At 58.4% G+C, this 23039-nt stretch carries 19 protein-coding genes; 6 read left to right on the top strand and 13 right to left on the bottom strand.

What is annotated here, in order from left to right; genetic code table 11:
- Nucleotides 1-70 precede the first annotated feature (70 nt).
- The gene (locus FKG95_RS01925; protein WP_218940042.1) at nt 71-1114 is read right to left on the bottom strand and encodes an arginase family protein; all 1044 of its coding nucleotides are present in this window, start codon (nt 1112-1114) and stop codon (nt 71-73) included.
- Nucleotides 1115-1259: 145 nt separating this feature from the next.
- On the opposite strand from FKG95_RS01925, the gene FKG95_RS01920 reads away from it, so the two are divergent.
- Nucleotides 1260-2204, top strand: coding sequence for a LysR substrate-binding domain-containing protein (locus tag FKG95_RS01920; RefSeq protein WP_246116681.1), 945 nt, complete (start codon nt 1260-1262; stop codon nt 2202-2204).
- Between the two features lie 145 nt (nt 2205-2349).
- Here FKG95_RS01920 and FKG95_RS01915 read toward each other — a convergent pair whose 3' ends face one another.
- Nucleotides 2350-4170, bottom strand: coding sequence for a putative bifunctional diguanylate cyclase/phosphodiesterase (locus FKG95_RS01915; RefSeq protein ID WP_179953885.1), 1821 nt, complete (start codon nt 4168-4170; stop codon nt 2350-2352).
- Nucleotides 4171-4526: 356 nt separating this feature from the next.
- Here FKG95_RS01915 and FKG95_RS01910 point away from each other — a divergent pair, with 356 nt between their 5' ends.
- Together FKG95_RS01910 and FKG95_RS01905 are read left to right on the top strand one after the other, a co-directional pair.
- Nucleotides 4527-5042 carry a hypothetical protein gene (locus FKG95_RS01910; RefSeq protein WP_142894617.1) on the top strand — a complete coding sequence of 172 codons (516 nt, stop codon included), beginning with the start codon at nt 4527-4529 and terminating at the stop codon, nt 5040-5042.
- Between the two features lie 889 nt (nt 5043-5931).
- Entirely contained in the window at nt 5932-6297 is a 366-nt protein-coding gene (locus tag FKG95_RS01905; protein WP_281281416.1) for a helix-turn-helix domain-containing protein, read from the top strand.
- A gap of 253 nt (nt 6298-6550) precedes the next feature.
- Here FKG95_RS01905 and FKG95_RS01900 read toward each other — a convergent pair whose 3' ends face one another.
- The 4 genes from FKG95_RS01900 to FKG95_RS01885 form a co-directional block, all read right to left on the bottom strand.
- Nucleotides 6551-7582, bottom strand: a complete 1032-nt coding sequence (locus FKG95_RS01900; RefSeq protein ID WP_142894614.1) for an NADP-dependent oxidoreductase — start codon at nt 7580-7582, stop codon at nt 6551-6553.
- A gap of 127 nt (nt 7583-7709) precedes the next feature.
- Nucleotides 7710-8681, bottom strand: coding sequence for a D-erythronate dehydrogenase (gene denD, locus FKG95_RS01895; protein ID WP_142894612.1), 972 nt, complete (start codon nt 8679-8681; stop codon nt 7710-7712).
- Between the two features lie 230 nt (nt 8682-8911).
- Nucleotides 8912-9325: a phasin family protein gene (locus tag FKG95_RS01890; RefSeq protein WP_142894610.1), complete on the bottom strand. Its 414-nt coding sequence runs from the start codon at nt 9323-9325 to the stop codon at nt 8912-8914.
- Nucleotides 9326-9546: 221 nt separating this feature from the next.
- Complete coding sequence (locus FKG95_RS01885; protein ID WP_142894608.1) at nt 9547-11658, bottom strand: AAA family ATPase; 2112 nt, start codon at nt 11656-11658, stop codon at nt 9547-9549.
- Nucleotides 11659-12166: 508 nt separating this feature from the next.
- Here FKG95_RS01885 and FKG95_RS01880 point away from each other — a divergent pair.
- Entirely contained in the window at nt 12167-13966 is a 1800-nt protein-coding gene (locus FKG95_RS01880) for a B12-binding domain-containing radical SAM protein (RefSeq protein ID WP_218940041.1), read from the top strand.
- Between the two features lie 22 nt (nt 13967-13988).
- Here the strand turns inward: FKG95_RS01880 and FKG95_RS01875 are convergent, their stop codons facing one another.
- The 7 genes from FKG95_RS01875 to FKG95_RS01845 all read right to left on the bottom strand — a co-directional run bounded on the left by FKG95_RS01875 (nt 13989) and on the right by FKG95_RS01845 (nt 21059).
- A complete protein-coding gene (locus FKG95_RS01875; RefSeq protein WP_142894604.1) occupies nt 13989-14975 on the bottom strand; it encodes an ABC transporter ATP-binding protein in 987 nt (328 codons plus the stop codon).
- Nucleotides 14972-15955 carry an ABC transporter ATP-binding protein gene (locus FKG95_RS01870; protein ID WP_142894602.1) on the bottom strand — a complete coding sequence of 328 codons (984 nt, stop codon included), beginning with the start codon at nt 15953-15955 and terminating at the stop codon, nt 14972-14974. The genes FKG95_RS01875 and FKG95_RS01870 overlap by 4 nt, the downstream gene beginning before the upstream one ends.
- Nucleotides 15956-15959: 4 nt before the next feature.
- Nucleotides 15960-16880 carry an ABC transporter permease subunit gene (locus FKG95_RS01865; RefSeq protein WP_142894600.1) on the bottom strand — a complete coding sequence of 307 codons (921 nt, stop codon included), beginning with the start codon at nt 16878-16880 and terminating at the stop codon, nt 15960-15962.
- A gap of 33 nt (nt 16881-16913) precedes the next feature.
- The gene (locus FKG95_RS01860) at nt 16914-17837 is read right to left on the bottom strand and encodes an ABC transporter permease subunit (RefSeq protein WP_142894599.1); all 924 of its coding nucleotides are present in this window, start codon (nt 17835-17837) and stop codon (nt 16914-16916) included.
- A gap of 120 nt (nt 17838-17957) precedes the next feature.
- Complete coding sequence (locus FKG95_RS01855; protein WP_218940040.1) at nt 17958-19568, bottom strand: peptide ABC transporter substrate-binding protein; 1611 nt, start codon at nt 19566-19568, stop codon at nt 17958-17960.
- 133 nt (nt 19569-19701) lie between these two features.
- Nucleotides 19702-20607, bottom strand: coding sequence for a MurR/RpiR family transcriptional regulator (locus FKG95_RS01850; protein WP_142894598.1), 906 nt, complete (start codon nt 20605-20607; stop codon nt 19702-19704).
- Between the two features lie 62 nt (nt 20608-20669).
- Nucleotides 20670-21059 (bottom strand): RidA family protein, encoded by a 390-nt coding sequence (locus FKG95_RS01845; RefSeq protein WP_142894597.1) that lies wholly within the window; start codon nt 21057-21059, stop codon nt 20670-20672.
- Between the two features lie 172 nt (nt 21060-21231).
- Here FKG95_RS01845 and FKG95_RS01840 point away from each other — a divergent pair, with 172 nt between their 5' ends.
- Both FKG95_RS01840 and FKG95_RS01835 read left to right on the top strand, forming a co-directional pair.
- The gene (locus FKG95_RS01840) at nt 21232-21732 is read left to right on the top strand and encodes a TRAP transporter small permease (protein WP_142894595.1); all 501 of its coding nucleotides are present in this window, start codon (nt 21232-21234) and stop codon (nt 21730-21732) included.
- A gap of 2 nt (nt 21733-21734) precedes the next feature.
- Nucleotides 21735-23015, top strand: coding sequence for a TRAP transporter large permease (locus FKG95_RS01835; protein WP_142894593.1), 1281 nt, complete (start codon nt 21735-21737; stop codon nt 23013-23015).
- Nucleotides 23016-23039 lie beyond the last annotated feature (24 nt).

Below are 23039 nucleotides of genomic sequence, written 5' to 3'. Positions count from 1 at the left end.
TGCCGTTCAGCCTCTATCTCACCCGAACTCTTCGCAACCGCATCTGCGTGTGAAGGCCGAGGAAACCGGCTCAAGACGTCGTCTCTTTTACCGCCACTCCCCGCGCACGCACCTGATTGTCGGCAATCAAACAGACCATCTCGAACATGACCGCGTTGGCCACCATCGACGTAATGCGGTTCGGGTTGTCGCGTGTCGGCATCAGACAGACCACGTCCCCGCCGATTACGTTCAGGCCGCGAACGGCATGCATCAGCCGCGTTGCCTGCGCGACCGTAAAGCCGGTCGACCCCGCTTCGATATTTGCCACTCCCGGTGCCACGGTTGGGTCGAGGCAATCCAGATCAAAGGTGATATAGACCGGACGGTCCCCGATACGGTCTCGAATCAGATCGACACAGGCGTCGGACCCGAGCGCTTCGTAGCGGTCCATGGTTAAGACTTCATAGCCGAGTTCGTCGCTCGGCTTGAGCCAGTTCAAAGTCCGCGGATTGCCGCGTATACCCACCTGCACGCTGCGCGACGCATCGACATGACCGTCGCGCACGAGATAAGCGGCCCAATGGGCGGCCGACTTCTTGGCTCCCAGGAAATGATCCATGTGCTGAAAGGTATCCGTGTGGGCATCGAAATGCAGGATCGAGACCTTCTCACCCCTGGTAAGCCTGGAACCCGGACCACTCAATGCCTGCAGAATACCGCCGGTAATCGAGTGATCGCCTCCGATGGAGACCGGGCGTGCGCCCGCGGTGTCTATCGCCCGGTAAAACTCGGCAATGTGCTCAATCGAACGCTCATTGTTGTTGCCTTCCGGCAGGGGCACATCTCCCAGATCATTGATCCGGCAGCTTTTCCAGGGATCGAGTTGGAACTTCATGTGCACACGCCGTCCCAAGGCCGAGACATCGCGCACGGCGCGGGGTCCCAGGTGTTGATCACGCTCCGTCGTACCGTTTCCGGTGCTGTGAGGCACGCCGACCAACGCGATATCGCAATCCTCCGCCGTTTCCGAGTAGGGGCAGCGAAACAACGTTGGAATCCCCCACCAGTAAAGCCCCTCCATAAAGACTTTGTGGTTGCGCGAAGTCTCGCGGTCGAATGAATCCCCGGTCACATCAACGCCCTTTCGAGAGATTTTCAGTTCTGCGATTGCCTTAGAAAAATTCAGCCAAAGCTGTTACGCTTTGAGTAAAATCATTGTTTTACCGGACTTCCAGCGATTTAAGCTGAAGCTAAGACTGATAAAAACTCATAGCGTGATGAACATGTACCGGCACCTGCCCCCACTGAACGCACTTCGCGCTTTCGAGGCTGCATCCCGTCACGGTAACTTCACCCGCGCCGCAGCCGAGCTCTTCGTCACTCAGGGCGCGATCAGCCGTCAGGTCAAAAATCTGGAAGACTATTTTGGTGTGAAGCTTTTCTCGCGTGGCACGAACTCACTAAACCTCACCGATGCGGGTCATCGGCTGGCGCCTTCGGTCACAGCGGCACTGAGCAGCCTTGATCAAGCCGCTCAGGTGTTACTCACGGACAAAAGCGTCCTCCGGCTTCAAGTGATGCCAACCTATGCCGTGCGGTGGTTGATGCCGCGCCTGCCCGACTTCGCACAGGTCCACCCGGCAATTGATGTAAGAGTCACCATTACGCTTCATCCCGATCAGCTCGACACGGACAGTTTCGATGTCGCTATCCTCTATGGCGATGGCGTCTGGCCCGGTACCCAGTCGACCTGCCTCTCGCAGGAGTGTCTGGCGCCGGTCGTTGCGGCTGATCCCCGGCCTGGTGATCCTCGGCGTAGTGACCCCGAGCGGGGTGATCCGGAGCACGATCACCGGATCGACCTTGGAAAGAGCGTTCTGCTCCACACCACGACAGATCGGCGCGACTGGCCCTGGTGGTTGAAGAAGATGGGTATGAAAGCCGTACAGGGCACCGAGGGTCCGGCATTTGAAACGCTCGACATGGCCGTGCGCGCGGCGGAAGCCGGCCACGGCATCGCCCTGGGTGATCTATCGCTCATTGCCGAGGATTTACATGCAGGGCGTTTGAGACTGGCTCTGCCCAACCCGCTCTATACGGGCCGTGGCGTCTACTTCGTTGAACCCTCGCCAACGCCGGCAAATCCGGCATTGGAGACCTTCCGAACCTGGCTGATCGAAACCGCGCCCATTACCAGCCGTCCCGAACGCGCTTTTCTCTAACGCTTACCAAAACTGGAAGGCATGGCTTCGAAGGCGTGACGAGCGCACAGGCCTTGAAGAACCCGCCCTTGACGACAGAGCTCGCCGGTGCCGCAATTCTCTCGTCAGAATTCAAACAGGGCCCACCCCGACTCCAGGGTTTGTGCTAACGTGACTGGCCGATCGCGGGCAGAGGAAGCAAAAACGCTGCCGCCGAGTCCTGATGCCCTGGCTCTTGATTTGCCGCCTCATCGGTGTTGACAGGCTCCCCGGAACCCTTGGCATTCCCCGCCACCGCTATGCGATCGACGGTGCGCCACGCGGGCAGAATGTCCGGTTTGCCGAAAAAATAACCCTGCAGAAGGTCGACGCCCTCAGACTTTAGGAAATCCGAATCCTCCCGGGTCTCGACGCACTCCGCGACGGTTTCAAGGTTCAGCGTCTTGGCCAGGGACAAGAGGTTGCGCACGAAAAGCTGATTGTCCGGGGAGGATTGAATGTCCCGCACAAACTCGCCGTCGATCTTGACGATATCCACCGGCAGGATCTTGAGGTGATGGAAGGTGGTATAGCCCGCACCGAAGTCATCAATCGCGACCCGGCAGCCGAGTGCCCGCACCGCCTCGACAAACTTCGCGGATTCATTGTTGTCGTAGAGCGAGGCCGTCTCGGTAATTTCCAGGATCAGGCGTTCGGCGATCTGGCGCTTGTCCCGCAGGCGGGATTGCAGGCTGCGCAGCCAAGAACGGTCAGCCACGGTCAGGCCCGATATATTGAACGCAAGCACCACGTCAGGCGTGCGCTCAAGGTCCTCCAGCACAAGGTCGAGAACACGGCGGTCCACAGCGCGCATCAAACCAAGCTTTTCAACGACCGGAATAAAGCGTCCCGCCGGAACCAGGCTGCCGTCGGGCGCGTACATGCGCAGCAAACACTCGTAACAGTTGGTTTCGCCGGTTTTCGCATCAACAAGCGGCTGATATGCGAGCGTCAGACGATCTTCCTTGATGGCCTGACGTACCTCGGCGCCGATCCCGACCGAAGCGCGATATTCGTTCCGCTGCTCCTCGGTCATTTCATAGGCGTGCACGCAGTCGCGCCCCTTTGCTTTCGCATCGAGCAAAGCACTTTCTGCGTGCGTGATGATATCGAGGCTGTTCTGACCCGCCGAGGGGTAGTTTGCAATGCCGGCGGAGGCGGAAACATGAAGACGACCTGCGTCGATATCGACAAAGAGGCTTCGGATGGAGCTCAAAACGCGGTCGGCGACGACATCGGCGTCACCCTCGTCACGGCCTTCCAGCACGATGCCGAAACGGTCGCCCCCCAGCCTGCCCACGGTGTCACTCATACGCAGGCAGTCATCGAGACAGCGCGCAACGTCGACCAGGATCGCATCCCCGGACTCGCAGCCGTAAGCGGTATTGATCATGCCGAGTTTATCGATGCCGATCACGACGAAAGCGCCGGTCTTACCGGAGCGCTCCGCGCGCGCCATGGACTGCTGAAGCGCCTCCCGCAGGCGCAGCTTGTTAAAATGACCTGTCAGTTCGTCATAGTTGACGAGATATTCGAGACGCGCCTCGGTCTGTTTCCTGCGGTCGATACACCTAAGGGTTCCACGCATCCGTTCGGGCACACCCGCGGCCGAAAGTTCAACACTGCCCCGGTCATGAACCCAGCGGAGTTTGCCGCCATCGGTGCGCACCCGATACTCGACATCGTATTCATTACGTCCTGCAAAGTGCTCGTTGAGCGCACGTGAGCGCTGTGGCAGATCTTCCGGACTGAGCAGAGCGTTCCAGCCGTCACCGGAAACCGGCAATGAGTCTGCGGGCAGACCGAGCATAACGTCGGAACGCCCCGTCCAACGGATCGAATCCGCCGCGAGATCCCAGTCGTAGAGGATATCTCCGGATGCATCGATGGCCGAGCGCAGCCGCCCGATCTCATCTAAAAGATGCCTTGTAGATTCCGACCGTGTCACGGCCATGCTCTCCTAGCTTAAAGCGCCTGTTTTCCTACTTGGAAAGGCGTGATTTCGTCGTTATGGCGCGCAGCAATACGACATTCACCAAAAAATACGGCATTTTTCTTAATGAAAGGTAAATAATTATTGACCTGCGGTTGTCGTAAGTTAAAATTTAATCGCGTTAAATGCTCGTAATTCATCACATTATGGGAACTTACATGGATCTTTATTGTTAATTTTTATAGTTAACGTCGGAACTCACGATTTTTTTATTCAATTTATATAAAATTAGATATAGATTAGTGAGGGAATAGCCCTAAATATCGAACCAGGGAATTGCTCTCGTAACCGCGCTGAACTTAGTGGAAAGAATGAACGAACTCAGCAGACTCAACCCCAGCACCGCAAAGGTGACAGTTGCACGCCCGATGGGCCGTGCGATGTCAAATGGTGGCGCACGGGAGGTCGAGGCTGTTGCACCGGTTGTTCTCGACAACGACGCAGCGCTTGGCTTTTTACGGGAGCACAGTCGGCAGCAAGCCACGGGCCAGCGCGAAAATCGCCTGAATCAGGATGATCGGACGCCAAACAGGCCTGATCTCGATACCCCGCAAAAGCGCGCAGGCTTCCACCGGGACAGCCAGATGCAAGCTGCCTACGGGGATCCAAGGGTTGTCGATCAACCCTCGCTCGACACCTCAGCGCATGTGGGCTTTGTCACCCACCTGATGGGTCAGAACGATGGCGAGGTTGTGGCTGTGTCTCCCACGGCGCAAAAACAGATGCTTCTTGATCGCTACAGTCAATCCAGCGAAGCCTATCGACGCGCCGGCGCGGAGCCTCTCTACTTCGGTGAAAGCTCTCAAGTCGTGAGAGTCGCCGTTTAACCACCCTCTCAACACGCCTGCTCATCCGGTTTTCGGGTCTTTCGGCAACAATTGCACTCCGCCGAGGTCATCGGGAGACATCGGCTGTAACGCTATACTCGCCGCATGTTCGCCGCCCAGCCCATCGCCAACAGCGGCAATCGGCTTCAGCTGCTTTACTTGATAACGTGCGCAGAAGCTCGGGTCCTGAAAACACCGCGGAAACGGAACCATCCAGATGCAGTGGCCTAAACGCAGCCGGTCAGACGAGCCCGCTTAGGTTCAGCGTCAACTCATGCGCACCGCTTGCGACAGCCTGCAAGCTTCGGAGCGAGCGAACAGCGGTCGGATTTTTATGCCGTCTATGGTTTCTTGAGCAGAAACGCACCCTTAAAAGTGTGTTATATGTTATTTTTCATGCCATAAGTGTATATCGCGACGAACAGCGGCAATCGACAAGCTGTAAGCCGGGGCGTAAGCCTCCCCGGCCATGGTTAAATAGGCAGTTGAAACTCGACTTCACGCAGAATCGCCCTAGTTTCATGAGTGCCGGAGGCGGAAAAACGTCAAGAAGCCCCGAAGACACAACCAAAAGGAAACACCGATCGCAGACTGTCAACAATCGAAAAGAGAAGATGGCAAGGAATGTGGTCAGAGAAGCAAGCCCGGAAAAAAAATTTGTATCAGTCCTTACAATACGCCGAATCAAACTAAGCTATTGATTAAAATTATTTTTTTTGTCTTTGAGACTTTTGTACAATGGAAACCAGATGTTAAAACCGTGGCTTTGACGCTTCGACTTTTTGGAAATTCCTGTTGTTTTTGCGTTCATACAATGCCATTGTGTCACAATCATAAGTAACATATTAATCGAAACACTCAACCGCACTACCCGCAAAGGTGAAATCGAGTGAGCAAATTTTCCCCCCAGACGAGAAAAATAGAAGTGCACGTCGGACAGAGGATTCGGACACGGCGTACGATGCTGGGGTTAACCCAGCAACACCTTGCCAATCTTATCGGGGTTACCTATCAGCAGGCCCATAAGTATGAGCGAGGAACAAACCGTGTCTCCGCCGGACGCCTGTATGAGATCGCTGAAGTCCTTGGCGTGGATGTCAGCTATTTCTACGACGGGATGGAAGAAAGTGAATCCGCGATTCCAGCCAGGCAGCGCGTGTGCCTCGATTTGGCCCGCAACTTCACGCGGATCACGAACGAGCGCCACCAGAACGCGGTGAGCCAACTCTGCCGGACTCTGGCCGACGAAGCATAAGAGTCAGCCTGTTTTGCACGCAAAGAATGCAAAGCAGGCTGAAACTCGCCCAATGATCTGAACAGTGATCTAACACCCCGGGCTGTTCGACAGTCGCGCGCGGCCTCACGTCAAGGCAGCTCAGCGCGGCGGTCGTGGCATGACAGTCGCGGGGCACCAGGCCGGGCCCTGATCAGAGGTTCAGACGGAATCGCCGAAAACGATTGAACGTGCCCGTCAATCTGCCCCCTTCCAGGCAGCAGTGACTGCAAAGTCAGGACGATGGCCCGGCAACCTTCACCACAAGCTTGCCAAAATTCCTGCCTTCAAGGAGCCCCATGAAGGCCTCCGGCGCAGTCTCAAGCCCCTCAACCATGTCTTCGCGGTAGCGCACCGATCCGTCTTTGAGCCATGCGGTCATCTCGCTGAAAAAAGCAGGGAAATCGGCATAGTGGTCAAAGATGATGAAGCCGCGGACCAGCAGCCGCTTGGTCAGGATGTTACGCATCAGCAGCGGCGTCCTGTCCGGTCCCTCCGGCAGCGCCGTTGCGTTATAGTGTGCAATCATGCCGCAGACCGGAATTCTGGCCCAGGTGTTCAAGAGGGGCACAACCGCCTGAAATACTGCTCCACCGACATTCTCATAGTAGATATCAATCCCGTCCGGACAGGCAGCGGCCAGTTGATCGGCGAAATCGGCGTCCTTGTAGTTCACACAGACATCGAAACCCAGTTCCTGGGTCACATAATCGCATTTCTCCGGTGTGCCCGCGACGCCGACCACGCGGCAACCTTTGAGTTTCGCGATCTGACCGACGACAGATCCAACGGCACCCGAGGCTGCAGAGACAACGACGGTCTCGCCGGCTTTTGGCTGACCGATGTGAAGCAAGCCGATATAGGCCGTAAAACCGGGCATGCCGAGCACTCCAAGCGCGTAAGACAGCGGCCCCGCATCCGGATCGAGCTTCCGGACCGCCTCGCCATCCGACAGGGCGTAGTCCTGCCAGCCGCTGCCGGCCAGCACGATATCTCCCGCCGTGTAACCTTCGAGCTTGGACTCGACGACCTCGCAAACGGTTCCCGCCGTCATGACGCCACCAACCGCCACCGGCTCCGCATAGGAGGGTCCATCGTTCATGCGCCCGCGCATGTAAGGATCGAGCGACAGGAAGAGGGTTCTCAGCAACATCTGGCCGGGCCCCGCCGTCGGCACCTCCCGCTCCACCAGATCGAAATTCTCGGCCGTGGGTGCGCCGCTGGGTCGCGCGGCCAGGAGGATTTGACGATTCTTCGCCTGTGTCATCTGTTCAGTTGCTCCATAAAAGTAGCGGCGGACGGAAAGGGATCTGAAAGTTCCATCTCCTGATACTTCGGGCGGTGAGCGAGTGCAATCGCACTCTCGGATTATCTTTAAAACCCCGGACTCTTTCTCAGGCAGGCGCGCGCTCGATATCTTCCTCCAGGAAAATATCGATCACCTCGTCGATCGAGCTATCAGTTACAAAACCAAGAGCCGTTGCTTCCGGCGTGTCGATCGAGACGGGCCAGGTGTCGACGATTTTCTGGATGGCCGGATCCAGCTCCCAGGAAATCAAACCGGCATCACCGCCCTTGCGCACCAGTGCCGCCACCATCTCCTCCAGAGCAACCGTAAGGCCGGGTAAATTGAGAGTCCGCCATGTGCCAAGCTTCTCCAAATCCAGATCGGCGCCGTGAATAAAAGCCGAGACAATGGAGCGCGGCGATGTCAGCCACACGCCCACGTCCTTGCGCACGGGGCAAACCATTGCCTGGCCCTGCAACGGCTCACGCAAAATAGAACTGGCGAAAGAAGACGCGGCGCGGTTCGGGCGGCCAGGTCTCACCACCACCGTCGGCAGGCGAAAGGCGATCCCCTGAATGAAGCCCTTCCGGGCGTAGTCGTTCAGCATCAGCTCGGCAATAGCCTTCTGGGTTCCGTATGACGTCAGAGGCCGGTTCGGCGTGCTGCTCAAGATCCGCCCACCCTCGGGCCCGAAGGCCGCAACCGAACTGGCGAAAAGAACTTTGGGGCAAGTCCCAAGACTGCGGCAACGCTCCAGCAGCAAGCGGGTGGCATCCAGATTGACGCGCATACCCAGATCGAAGTTCTCTTCGGCCTCTCCACTTACAACAGCCGCAAGATGGAATACCACCGCCGTGTCGGCATCGATCACCCGCTCAATCACCGCCGGGTCGGCAACGTCGCCGACGACAGCTCTGCAGCCCGCAGGCAGGATTCGCAGCTCGACATGATCCAACAGAAGAATTTCGTCAATCGCGGCCTGCCGCCCGCTCGCGTCCGCACAACTTCCTTTTTCGCTCAGAGCGATGGCCAGCTTGTTACCCAGGAAGCCCGCGCCTCCAGTGATCAAAACCTTCATTTTTATTTCTTCCCCTCACCGCGACATGGATGACCCGTAATCATCGGATGCGCGGTAACGCTACATTTGCTTGCTGGCCTTGTCACGCCGGCGTTGTTGAAAGACGGGAAGAAAGGCGGTGGCCTGACAAGAGTTCGCAGACAAAAAAACGCGACCGGAAAAAAACGCGACCGGAAAAAAACCGGCCGCGCAACAAACGTGATCAATGACGAACGAGGGCAAGCGCAAACTCAGTTCTTCTTGGTTGCCCCATTTGCTGCTTTCAGTATCTCTTCGGTTTGCTCCTCAACGGGCGTGAGGCTCTGCTGCGAAATTTCCGCGGCAATGCCGGTCAGAGTCCTGACCTCTTCGAAGTATTCGCGCATGGTCGACTGCATGAAGCTCGAGCAGACACTGAACGCCTCGATCGGTGACTTGCAGGCCATGAAGGACTTTTGCGCTTCCATGTCCTCGCTAAAGCGCATGCTTGCGAAACGGCTCATCTCTTCATTGAGGGTTGCCACGCCCTTCATCATGACATCACTCATCTTCGTGAAGGTCTGAATGTTCGCCGAGTTCATCTCCATAATCGCTTCGGAGCTAAAGGGCGTAAAAGTCGGCTCTTCGGTTTTGGTCGCGGATTCTTTTGCCTGTGCTGCACACATATTGAGTCTCCTTGGAGTTTCACAATGAGGTTGCCGCCCAACAAAGTTCAGGAGGGTGGGACTGGTACCACTTTTTACCAGCTTTGCATGCTATCAAAGCATTGCCCATGACTTGAATCAATCCGGGTTAAATAATTGTCACAGAAAGATAATTTATTATCGGAATCAGCTAAACCATTGCGCACTTCGCGCCGCAAACACTGCGCGCAACAGGTTCGGATTCACGCCGTCAGCGTAAATCCGATCTTGCGGTCTGCCGCCGGCTTTACCGCGACTTCCTGCTCCAAGAGGCGCAGGATCTCCTCCGCCCTGGATGCGGCAGCGCTCGCATCCGCGTCCTCATCCGCTTTCGCGGTGAGGAACTTCAGTTTCTTTGCCACGACGGCAAAATCACCGGGCGTCAGACTGGAAATCCTGCCGATCATCGCCGGCGCCTCGAAACCAAAGAAGCGCAGGAACGCAGAACGGACCTGAGCGTTGGACATGAAGCCGAACTTCACCTTGAAGGTGAAGCGCCGCAAAGCCGCGGCATCGATCTGCGCCATCTGGTTTGTCGTGCAGGCAAAGGGCTGATCATGAGTTTCCATGGCCAGCAAAAGCTCATTGACCATGGAGACTTCCCAGGAACGTTCAGCCGCTCCCCTGCCCCAAAGCAAAGAGTCCGCTTCATCGATGATCAGAAAGCGCTCATCCTCCCGCGCTTCGGCGAAAGCCTCGGCGATCAGCTCTTCAGTGCCGCCGACCCACTTGGACAAAAGATCAGACCCGCGCTTCTCGAGCACGTCGACGCCCATCTCGGCCGCAAGCTGACGAACGAACGCGCTCTTGCCCGTTCCCGGTGGGCCGTGACAACAGATCGAAAAATCGCGCGGCGCCTCCTCCCGTGAAAGAGACGCCTGCAGCTTCGACAAATCGATATCCGCATTCGCCAGCTCCACTTCGAAACGCACCGAGCCTTCGGAGTCTCGCTTGCGCCGCCCCTCACCATCGATCAACTTGGTCATGGCTTCCACGACGAAGTCAATGTCGGCACAAGCGCCGTCCGCCACAGCAACAGACCGTGTCGCCGTATTGATGACGCCGGGCCCGACCCGATGTCGCCTGGAAAGCGACGTCACCTCCTCAGGAGCCAGGGAAACACCATGGGCCTCCAACGCCTTGCGCCAAAGCTGGCGGCGTGTTGCCAGTGGCGGCAACTTGATCTCGGCGATGAACGACATCCGGCGTAAAAAAGCCGGATCAAACTCCTGAAGGCTGTTCGCGGTCCAAAAGACCGGGACGCGATTCCCCTCCAGCGTCCGGTTCATGAAGACCTTGGAACCCGCGCGCCGCAACCGCCCGCCGCCGTAACTCATGCGGACGTCGTTCTGCAGAATGTCCTCCATCTCGTCGAATAATAAAGCTGCCTGCCCCCGGCGCATGGCCAGGCGTTCCGCCAGGCGCAGGTCCGCCAGCCGGTCGTAGCGGTCGGGCTCATCGCCGTCTTCATCGCTCTCGCCGATCCCGAACAAAGACAGTCCGGCCTTCGCCGTCAGCATCTTGCACAGCTCGGTCTTGCCGGTGCCGGGCGGACCGTACAACAGGATATTGACGCCACGCTGCTTCGTTGCTGCTGCGCCACTCAGAAGGCGCGCCATGAAGTCGCGCTGGGGCGCCAGATGCTCGAAATCCGCCCAGTCCAAATCTGTCGACAACGGGGTTCCCATCAACGCCCGCTCGATCGCCTGGATGCCCTCGTTGGGCGGCAACAGCGCCCGGCGCAGCCGATAGGGAAGGCTGTAACTGAACTGACCCGCCCCATGTCCGTAACTGGTAATCAGCCCAAGACTGGCCAGAGGGCCCGCTGTCAGGCTTTGCCAGATTTCCGTCTGGCTCTCGCCGATCGCTGCGCCAATCACCCCGACGGAATCGATCATGCGGGTTGCCACCAGTTGATCGCACAAGGCGTCGAAGGCGTCCTCGCAACTACAGTGAAAGACAAAGGCGAAGACCTTGCTTTCCAAGGGTTGCAACGACATTGCATCGGCAAAGTGCTGCAGATTGGCCATTGGAATCCTGGTTGAAACAGCATCGGTGATGTCAGCGTTCTCCAGGGCAGCGCGCAGCTGTCCCCAGGCCTTTGCGGACAGAGGTTTATCTCCCGCCCTGGCCTTTCGGATCTTGCCGGATGCCGTAACCACCGTCGTGACTTTATCAAAGTCCAGTCCTACCAGACGTGACTGGCCACGCAGCCAGCCGCTCAGGACTTTGCCGGGCGCGGACTTCGGTTCAATGCCTGTCATCAACCCGGCGATATAGCGGGCGATCAGGCCTCTCGATTTTGCGGTTTCCATTTTTCTTCACATGTTTTTCGCACAGGCATCACATCACCGGAAAACAAGCGCAGGCGCGCCGCGTCCAACAGGCATGGGACAGCATGAGCGATAGGCTCTTTCTTAATCGAACCAACAGGCGCGACGGAATCCCGATGGCTTGATCAGGAAGGCTCGCAGCCCTGGTTCGATCGACTCTTTGTTTGATATCGCCGGTCTCGGATCACCGGCCTGGAAGCGCAACTAGCGCAGTCGGCGGGCAACCCAATCGAGATCCGGTGCGACATCTCTATCGCGAAACATTTTCACGTCGGTTCTCACTTGGTTGAAACACATCGCGTTCATCGCGAGGGACGCGGTGTTTAACAAACCCCGTTTTAGAAATCAAGTGCCAATGCGCCTGAGGGTTGCAGTCAGCAGCTGTTTGACTCAAGGAATTGATTTCGTTCGCATTCTTACGAGTCTATCTTTTCAGACAAAAATGCCTTATTCTGTGCGGCATTGGGGCATTAGAGGGGGGCTCTACCCAGTGAACACATCGAATGAAAAACGGACGTTCTTCGTTGAGTTAATCAAGCCGTCACACTACGACGACGAGGGTTACGTCATCCAGTGGCTCAAGGCCTGGATCCCCTCCAATACCCTCTCAAGCATCTACGGGATATCGATGGACCTGATTGAGCGCCGCGCCCTTGGCGACGACGTCGAAGTGATTCTGAAAGGTTACGACGAAACCAACAGCGTCATCCCCGTCAAGGACATCATCCGGCGGCAAAGCCAGCAGGATGCCAGAGGGGTTGTCTGTCTGGTGGGTGTTCAATCCAATCAGTTTCCCCGTGCCATGGACCTCGCCCGTCAATTCAGGGCCGCGGGCCTGCAGGTGGCGATCGGCGGTTTCCATCCGAGTGGCTGCCTTTCCATGCTGCCGAAACTGCCGCCCGATCTTCAGGAAGCGCTTGATCTGGGCATTTCCCTCTACGCAGGTGAGTCCGAAGGACGCCTGCAGGACTTTTACCTCGACGCCCTGCGCGGTGAGCTGAAACCGATCTACAACTACATGAACGATCTGCCGGGCATCGACAACGAGCCGACGCCTTTCCTGCCGGAAAAGATGGTACGGAAATACGGGGCCTCCATTGCCTGTTTCGATGCAGGCCGCGGCTGCCCCTTCCAGTGCAGCTTCTGCACCATCATCAACGTACAGGGCCGCAAGTCCCGCTTCCGCGAAGCGGATGACGTCGAACGGCTGGTACGCGCGAACGTGAAACAGGGGATCTACCGCTACTTCATCACCGACGACAACTTCGCCCGCAACAAAAACTGGGAAGCCATCTTCGACCGGCTCGGGGACCTGCGCGAAGAACTGGATCTACCCTTCTCGATCACGATCCAGGTCGACACCCTCTGTCACAAGATCAAGAACTTCATTTCGAAAGCCAAGCGCGCCGGTGTCGCGCGCGTCTTTATCGGCATGGAGAACATTAATCCGGACAACCTGATGCACGCCAAAAAACGGCAGAACCGGATTACCGAATACCGGACCATGCTTCAGATGTGGCGCGAGCAACAGATCATCACCTTCGCGGGCTACATCCTGGGCTTTCCGGCAGACACCCCGGAGAAGATCGCCAACGACATTGAGATCATCAAGCGCGAGCTGCCGGTCGATATACTGGAGTTCTTCTGCCTCACGCCGCTGCCCGGATCGGAAGATCATCAGAACCTCTACAAGCAGGGCATCCCCATGGATCCGGATATGAACATCTACGACCTGGAGCATGTCTGCACAGGTCACGCCATGATGTCCAAAGAGGAATGGCAGGGAATTTATAACAAGGCCTGGGAGCTCTATTACTCGGATGATCACGTCGCGACCATGATGAAACGCATGGTGGTCAGCGGCAACAAACCGGAACGCATCTGGATGCATACCCTGCAGTTCGCCGGATGCATACGCTACGAAAAGGTCCACCCCCTTCAGGGCGGCTACTTTCGCCGCAAGCTCCGCACCCAGCGCCGATCGGGCCTGCCGCTTGAGAGCCCGCTCGTCTTCTATCCGAAACGGGCCTGGGAGATCCTCACCACCTACGGCCCCTTTGCCGCCTACGCCGTCAGGCTCTTTATCCTGGCCAAAAGGATCAAACGCGATCCGGCAACCCAGTCCTACATGGACATCGCCTTGACCCCTGTCGACGAGCATGGCGAAGACGAGGACCTGGAGATGTTCGCCCTGACCGAAGCCGCGAAAGCGGCGGTGGCAAAGGCGCACAAGCAAACCGAGGCGCGCGAGAGCCGTCAGCAGGCCAAGCAGATCACAGCCGCGGAATAGAACGAAAGCAAGTTAGGGGGGATCACAGACTGCCCGCGACGACCTCGCAGGCTATCTCCTGCCCTTCCGCGACCGTTTCCAGTTCCTGAACCCGCTGGGCGCAGCGCTCTTGGGCAAGTGGACACCGGGTTCGGAATGCGCAGCCCGACGGCGGGTCCAGCGGTGAGGGCGGGTCGCCGCGCAGCATGATCCGTTGACGCGCCCGCGCCGTCTTGGGATCGGGCACGGGGGCCGCCGACAGCAGCGCGCGGGTATAGGGATGCTTTGGGTCCGCAAAGAGCATTGATTTCTCAGACAATTCCACCACCCGTCCGAGGTACAGGACCATGATGCGGTCGGAGATCAGGCGCATGATCGAAAGATCATGGCTGATAAAAATCATGGTCAGGCCGAACTTGCGTTTGAGCTCCTGCAGGAGGTTGATGATCTGGGCCTGGATCGAGACATCCAGTGCCGAGACCGGCTCGTCACAGACCACCAGCTTCGGCCGGGTGATGATGGCCCGGGCAATGCCGATGCGTTGCGCCTGACCGCCTGAGAACTCATGGGGATAGCGATTGAGCATGTCGCCCGACAGCCCCACTGTATCCATGACATCGAGCACGCGCGCACGCCGCTCCGCCTTGCTCAGACTGCGTTCGAACACGGTCAGCGGCTCGGCAATGATATCGCCAATGGTCATGCGAGGATCCAGGGACGCAATAGGATCCTGAAAGATCATTTGCATGTCCCGCCGTTTCAGGCGCATCTTTTCGGGCGAGAGGCCGGCAATATCCTCTCCCTGCCACAGGACCCGTCCCGCGGAGGGTTCAATCAATCGCAGGAGGCTGCGTCCCAGCGTTGATTTTCCGCAGCCGGACTCTCCAACGATCCCCAGGGTTTCACCTCGCCTGAGCGTGAAGCTCACATCATTGACCGCCCGCAGTCGTCTCTTCGGCTGAAAGAGGCCACCGCCGGAGACCGAAAACTCGGTCCTGATATCCTGAACCTCGAGAAGCGTTTCACTCATACCGGCTCCCTCTCTTCGGCCTCAACCAACAGGCAGGCGCAGGTCCGCTGGTTTGCGATGGATTTCAACGGCGGCCGCACATCATGACACTGCGCTTGGGCAAAGGCACAGCGCGCCGCGAAGGCACAGCCCTTGGGCAAGCGTTGCAGGTTCGGAGGGCGGCCCAGGATCGGCTCCAGGCTCTCAAGATCCGTATCTATCCTTGGTGTGGACGCCAGCAGGGCCTTGGTGTAGGGGTGCTTCGGGTCTTCGAAGAGATCATCGACCGGCGCCTCCTCGACCACCCGTCCGGCGTACATCACAAAGACCCGGTCGGCGAGCCCGGCGACCACCCCCAGATCATGGGTAATCAGTATCAGTGCAGTGTCGAAAGCCGTTTTCAGCTGCCCGAAGAGCTCCAGGATCTGGGCCTGGATGGTCACATCCAGCGCGGTCGTCGGCTCGTCTGCGATCAGCAGTTTGGGTTCGCAGAGTAAAGCCATCGCGATCATCACCCGCTGGCGCATGCCGCCGGAAAGCTCGTGCGGATACATCCTGAAGCGCCGCTTGGGATCCGGAATGCCGACAGCTTCCAGCATTGCAAGCGCCCTGGCATCGGCCTCCTTGCGTGTGCAGCCTTGATGCACTTCCAGGGTTTCGGTCAATTGGCGGGAAATCCGCAGCGAAGGGTTCAAGCCGGTCATGGGATCCTGGAACACCATGGAGATATCGCGGCCCCGGTAAACATCCAGCTCGCGCGGGCGCATCTTCAGCAGATCCCGACCCTCCAGGACGGCTTTCCCCGATGCCCGTCCGTTCCTGGCAAGCAGTCCCATCACCGAGAGGAAAGTCTGGCTCTTGCCCGATCCGGACTCCCCGACAATCGCAACCGTCTCGCCGGCCGCAATATCCAGGTTGAGTCCGGTGACGGCCTGCACTTCTCCCTCCGGCGTGTCGAAACGTACGGTCAGGTCTTCGCTTTTGAAGATGCTTTCAGTCATGGCTTCAGACATCCTTCGGATCAAAAGCATCGCGCAAGCCGTCACCAATGAAGGCGAGACTCAGCAGCATGGTGACTAGGAACGCGGCAGGAAAACCCAACAACCAGGGCATGACCTCCATGACATCGGCGCCCTCGGCAATCAGTGTGCCCAGCGAGGTCAGGGGCTCTTGTACACCGAAGCCGAGGTAAGACAGAAAGCTCTCGGTCACGATGATCTCCGGCACGGTCAGGGTGGCGAAGATCACGACAGGACCGACCAGGTTGGGCGCAATGTGCCGCCGAATGATCTGGAAGGGTTTGAGGCCCGCCGCCTTGGCGGCTTCGATAAACTCCCGCTCGCGCAGGGAGAGCGTCTGGCCGCGCACAATCCGTGCCATGGTCAACCACTCCACGGCGCCGATCCCGATAAAGAGCAGGATCACGTTGCGCCCGAAGATCACCATCAGAAGGATCACAAAGAGGATATAGGGCAGCGCATACATAATATCGACGAAGCGCATCATGATCGCATCGGTCCGCCCGCCGAGATAACCGGCAATCGACCCGTAGGTCACGCCGATCACGATGGAAACCAGGGTCGCGACCAGCGCCACCATCAAGGAGATACGGGTGCCGTAGAGGGTCCGCGCCAGGACGTCCCGGCCGTTCTGATCGGTTCCGAAATAGTGCCCGCTGGCGAAGTCGGGCGGCAAGCGGAAGGCCGCCCAGTCCGGATCCTCGTAGCCATAGGGAATGACGAAGGGCCCCAGCAACGCGGCCAGAACCAATCCCCCCAGGACATAGACCGAAGCCAGCGCGGCCCTGTTCCGGCGGAAGCGGCGCATGGCATCCTGGGTCAGGCTGCGGCCGGTGGGCGCAAAGCCGTCGCCGTGATGAGGTTCCAGGGCGTCGACCAGCGCGTCGCGCTTTTCCGATCCCAGCATCAGTCCACCTCTCCCATCAGCCCATCTCTTCCATCAGCGCGCCCTCACTTTAGGATCGAGCAAGGCATAGACCAGGTCGACCACCAGGTTCAGCAGAATGATCAGCACCATGTAAAAAATCACCGTGCCCAACACCATGCCGTAATCCCGATTGAGCGCGGCGTTGATAAAGTACTGCCCGATCCCCGGCAGACCGAAGATCGACTCCACCACCAGCGAGCCGGTCAGCAAATAACCGGCGGCAGGCCCAAGGTAGGAGACCACCGGCAGCAGCGCCGGCTTGATGGCGTGACGGGTGATCATCAGCCGCGCGCCGATCCCTTTGGCCCGAGCCGTGCGGATATAATTCGCGCCCAGCACTTCGATCATGGAGCCGCGCATCAGCCGTGAGATCCGGGCGACATGCGGCAGCGCCAGAATGATCACCGGAAGCACGAGATGAGAGAGTTCGCCGTCGCCCCAGCCGCCGACCGGAAGCCAACCGAGCGAGACCCCGAACACCAGTTGCAGGATCGGCGCCAGAAGAAAGTTCGGCACAATCAACCCGGTCATGACCACAAGCGCGATGGCATAGTCGGAACTGTTGTTTTGATTAAGCGCCCCGATCACCCCGGCGAAAACACCCAGCAGAATGGCGAGCGCGAAGGCGGCTCCACCCAGGATAAAGGTGTAAGGCAGTCCGATCGCGATGAGGTCCACGACGGTAAAGTCGTCCGTGATGTAGGAAGGGCCGAGATCTCCCATCAACACACCGGAGACGTAATCCCAGTATTGGACGAGCAGAGGTTTATCGAGATTGTAGTGCGCCCGGAGGTTGGCCAGGATACGTTCCGGCAATTGCCGTTCCGCGTCGAATGGCCCCCCAGGCGCCAGCCGCAGGATGAAAAAGCACAGTGTCAGCGCGATCCAGAGTACAGGTATCGTCGAAAGCAGCCTGCGCAGCGCAAAGCCCAGCATAATGTACACCACCCCTTAAGGCGGGCTGCCCCCCGAGTCCCCCTCAAGAGACAGCCCCTTTTTCCTTAAAGAGACTCTTTCCCGGCGCAGTGCCGAGTCAGACTCCCCCTCGAAAGACGATCACTCTTCTTTCGAGAGCCAGCGGGTGCGGTGAATATCGAAGGCATTGTCTTTGAAACCCTTGATCTTGGGTGAGACAACGTTCTCCGACAGGTAAAAATAGATCGGCGCGGCGGCGTTATCGTCCATCGCGATCCGTTCCGCTTGGGTCAGGAGTACCGCGCGTTTTTCCTGATCGGTCTCCATCGCAGCCTGATCCATGACCTTGTCGAATTCCGGACTGCTGTAGGCACCGTAATTGTTGCCGGTGCCGCCCTTGAGAAGATCGAGGAAGTTGACCGGATCGTTGTAATCGGCCAGCCATCCGGCGCGCGCCACATCGAACTCGCCCTTGCGGATCTCCGCGTAGTGCACCTTGAGCTCGGAGTTGAACAGCTTCGCCTCGACCCCCAGCGCCTTCCACATGGCGGTGATGGCAACCGCGACACGTTTGTGGTTATCGTTGGTGTTGTAGCGCAGGGTGACTTTCAGCGGATTATCCTTGCCGTAGCCCGCTTCGGCGATCAGCGCCTTGGCCATTTCGACTCTCTCGGGATAAGGCATCTCCGCCCAATCGACCTCGGCGGACTCGCCAGAGTTTGCCATACCGGGCGGCACCCAGGAGTAGGCCGGCAGCTCGCCGGTCCCCAGAACCTGCGGACCGATCACTTCGCGATTGATCGCCATGGAGAGCGCCTTGCGCACCCGTGCATCGTCGAAAGGCGGTTTGCGGTGATTAAAAACGTAGTAGTAGAGACCGGCAAAGGGCGCAACCCGGGCTTCACCCGGATGATTCTCCTGCAGCCACTGATACTGGTCCTTCGGGAAGTCGGTCAGGATGTCGAACTCACCGGCGCGGTAGCGCTTTAAGGCCGCGGCCTGGTCCTCCAGAACGTAGAACTTCACGCCGTCGATCTTCAGATTGGCAACATCGTAGTAGAGATCGTTCTTTGTCGTCGTTACGTGCGCGCCGGGAATCCACTCGACCGGCTTATAAGGACCGTTGACCACGATGTTTTCGATCTTTACCCAGTCGTTACCCTTGGCTTCGACCACGTGTTTGGGAACCGGATAAGCCGTATAGTGTGTCAGCGCGCCCAGAAAAAAGGGCGTCGGCCGCTCAAGCGTGATCTCGAGCGTCTTGTCGTCGATCGCCTTCACACCGAGCTGTCCGAGATCCGCAATGGCACCCGAATTGATCGCCTCGGCATTCTTGATGGGATACTGCAGGTAGGCGTATTCCGCCGCCGTTGCCGGGTTCATAATCCGCTGGAACGCAAAGACGAAATCACCGGCGGTTACCGGCTGGCCGTCCGACCAGTTGGCGTTATCCCGCAGTTTAAAGGTATAAACCAGGCCATCATCGGAGATGGTCCAGCTTTCCGCCTGACCGGCGATGGGCTTGGCCTCGACGTCTTCGGTCGTCAGGCCCTCGAAGATATCGCCAACGATCCGGTTCTCCCAGTCTCCGGAGACCTTGTGCGGATCCAGGGACGAGGGGTCGCCGCCGTTGTGAAGATTGAGCATCGCGGCGGAGACCGGCGCGGTTAGCGAAGCCGCAGCCATGAAAGCGGCGGCCAGAACAGCGGCACAAAGGCGGGGAAAAAACGCGGCCAAACGGTTTTTTGGCATCCTATGCACTCCCTTATTGGTTGTGAGTTGTCGTTAGCTTACGACAGACTCTCGCCAGCCTTCAGATCTTTTTCCGGCAATCCTCAAAAAAACACGGATGCTGCTTGGCGCAGCTGCAAGACGAAAGACAAGATCAATCGCCGATAGGCTGCGGATCAATCGTTTCGTGCAGGGATGAAAGGGAGGAACGAATCCGCCTGAGTGTTTCCCGTACTTCCTCGCCGCGCATATAGCCGACCTGAGTCGCCAGCACATCAATCACGCAGAGAAAGACCAACCGCGTGGCGGTTGGCTTGAAGATTTCGGGATGTTCGGGCAAGTCCAGCTCGATCACGACGTCGGAAACCCGGGTCAGTGGCGATCCGGGCTTTGTCAGCGACAAGGTAGCGGCGCCATATTGTCTGGCGATCGTCAGGCTGTCGATCAGTTCCTCCGGCCGGCCGGTCGCTGAGATCGCAACCGCCACGTCACCTTCGCCAAGGGTCGAGGCGTGCATGCGCTGCAGGTACCCGTCGGAATGTGCCGTCGCCATGACGCCAATCCGGAAGAAACGGTTGGCCGCGTCCTGCGCGACGATTGAAGACCCACCCCCGACGCCATAAAAAGCAACCTGACGCGCCGTGTCGATCATCTTGGCCGCTTTGTCGATTGCAACGGCATCCAGTTGATTGCGCGCCACTTTGAGGGTTTCGACCAGCGAGCTGAAGACCAGGTCGGAAAAGGCGGGCCGGTCATTGGCGGCGGTCGTCTCCGGATTGATGTACTGCAGGCTGACTGCCAGATTGCGCGCCAGCCGTATCTTGAAATCCTTGAAGCCTTCGCAGCCAAGACTGCGGCAGAAGCGGATGACAGTCGGTTCGCTGACCCCGACCGCCTCGGATATACCCGAAACCGTCGCAAGCGTGGCGCGCTCCAGATCATCCAGAATGAAGGCGGCAACCTGCTTTTCGCTGGCGGACAAACTGTCCACAACGTTCCGAAGCCTGAGAATGATGTCGATCGGCGGACCGGCCTGCGCCGCCGCTTGTTCCTCAGTCATGGCCGCCGCCATCCACTTCGTTTAGCCGTGAGGTCCACTCACTCGTTACCTGTGAGTTCCACTCACGTCTGGGGCTTGTAAGCCACGACATCGATCTCGATTTTCCCATCGACCATCAATTGCGAGCGCACAGTCGAGCGCGCCGGTTTGTTTTCCGGAAAGTACGATGCATAGACTCGGTTGAAAGTCCAGAAGTCGCGGGTGTCGTCGAGCCAGACATTGACCTTTACGACATCATCAAGGCCACAGTCAGCCGACGCGAGCACCTTCTGGACATTCTCCATGGTCTGGCGCGTCTGTGCCTCGATCCCGCCCGGCACGATCTCCCCGTTGCCTCCCATCGCGACCTGACCCGAGATAAAAACGAAGTCCCCGGCCCGCACAGCGGGTGAGAACGGTAGGGACTGGCCGCCAGCGCCACTGCGTTCCGCGCCGATAAAGTCAATGCTCATACTCTTAATCCTGATTTTCGATGCAATTCATAAATGTAATTAAACTACATGCATGATACGAAAAGCAAGCGGAGCCCCTTCAGTTTCGATCCATATTTTCAATTTTGAGGCTAGACATCAATATGAAAACCCCATTAATGTAGAAAAACTACAAATACGAAGGAGGGGGTGAATGCGCGAAACCGCAGGCCGCTTGAGCGAACGGCTGAATTGGCTGGTCGAGCGGGTCGTCGCCCTTCTGATGGTGCTTCTGGTCCTCGACGTCTGGCTCGGCGTGATCGACCGCTACCTCTTTCATTGGCAGCTCCCCTGGCCGGAGGTGGTCGCCCGTTATCTTATGATCTGGGCGGCCTTACTTGCCGTCTCCTGCGGAATAGCGCGGCGCGAACACATCGGCCTTTCCATCCTGATCAGCCGTATCCCGGGGCCCCTTCGGCGGATCGTGCTGGTCAGCATGGATGGCGTGGCCTTTCTCCTTTTTTTCTATATCGCCTGGTTCGGCATCGGCTTCGCGGGAGGCGGCGCTTCGCGGCAGGCCATGATCTTCGGCATGACGCTCGCCCTGCCCTTCGCCGCCATTCCGGTCTCCGCCGGCCTCGCCATGCTGCAGCTGGTCCTGACCGCAATTCGAGATCTCGGCACCCAAAGCCTCACCGGACAGGCGGAGGCCTGACCATGCTGGTCGCCCTCGCCTTCGTTGGTCTTATCCTGCTCGGCCTGCCGATCGGTTTCGCGATCGGGGCGGCAGGCGTGATCGGCCTATTCGAGATGGGCGGCGACAAGTTCCTGGCGCTCGGCCCCAGCAAGATCTTCAACGGTCTCAATATCTTTCCCTTCCTCGCCATGCCCTTCTTCATCCTGGCCGGCGAGATAATGAACCACACCGGAATCACCAGCCGCCTGGTCCATCTGGCCCAGGCCCTGGTCGGGCACTTCCGCGGGGGGCTCGCTCACACCAATATGCTGGCCTCGGTCTTCTTCGCCGGCCTGACCGGTGCAGCCACCGCCGATGCGGCCGCCTTTGGCAGAACACTGGTTCCGGCGATGGTTGAGCGCGGCTACAAGAAGGACTACGCCTGCGCGGTCACCGCCGCCGGTTCGATCATCGGCCCGACCATCCCCCCTTCGGGCTTGATGGTGGTCTACGGCTCTCTGATGGGGGTTTCCATCGGCGGCCTCTTCGCGGCCGGTATCCTGCCCGGCCTGATCATCTGCGCCACCTGCATGATTGTGATCGCGATCGGCGCCACGGCCAACGACCTGCCGAAGAGCGAAAAACGGGCTCAGTTGCGCGAGCTCGCACAGATCTTCCGTCAGTCGGTCCTGGCCCTCATGATGCCGATCATTATCCTGGGCGGTATTCTCGGCGGCATCGTAACTCCCACCGAGGCCGCTTCCATCGCGGTTGCCTACGCCCTCTTCATCGGCACCTTCGTCTACCGCAAGATCACCGTCGCAGACTTCATCCAGATGCTGATTCGTACAGCGCGGGTTACGGGTGTGATCTTTGTCATTATTGCCTTCGCTTCGATCCTCGGATGGTGGCTCAGTTTCAATCAGATCCCGCAGCAGGTCGCCCAGGCCTTCCTGCTGTTCGCCGACAATCCCTACGTCATCATATCGCTAATCATCGGCCTGTTGCTGATCATCGGCATGGTGATGGATATCACGGCGATCCTGATCATTCTGGCGCCGGTCCTGGTGCCGCTGACGGAACAAATCGGCATGAGCCCGATCCATGCGGGCATCGTCTTTGTGCTGGCGCTCAACATCTCACTGATGACGCCGCCAGTCGGTGCCTGCCTCTTCGTACTGTCTTCGGTCACGGGCGAGCGGCTTGAGCGGATAGCGGCCAAGCTTTGGCCGTTCCTGCTCGCCGAGGTCGCCATACTCTTTGTTTTTGCCCTCTGGGAAGACATGGCGCTGTTCATCCCGAGACTCCTGGGCTTTGCCTGATGGGGTCCGGAAAAATTTGCTGCA

This window comes from Denitrobaculum tricleocarpae (genome assembly GCF_007004665.1).
Classification (GTDB): Bacteria; Pseudomonadota; Alphaproteobacteria; order Kiloniellales; family Kiloniellaceae; genus Denitrobaculum; species Denitrobaculum tricleocarpae.
The sequence above is the reverse complement of the archived record's forward strand: the minus strand, read 5'-3'. Positions and strand labels throughout refer to the sequence as shown.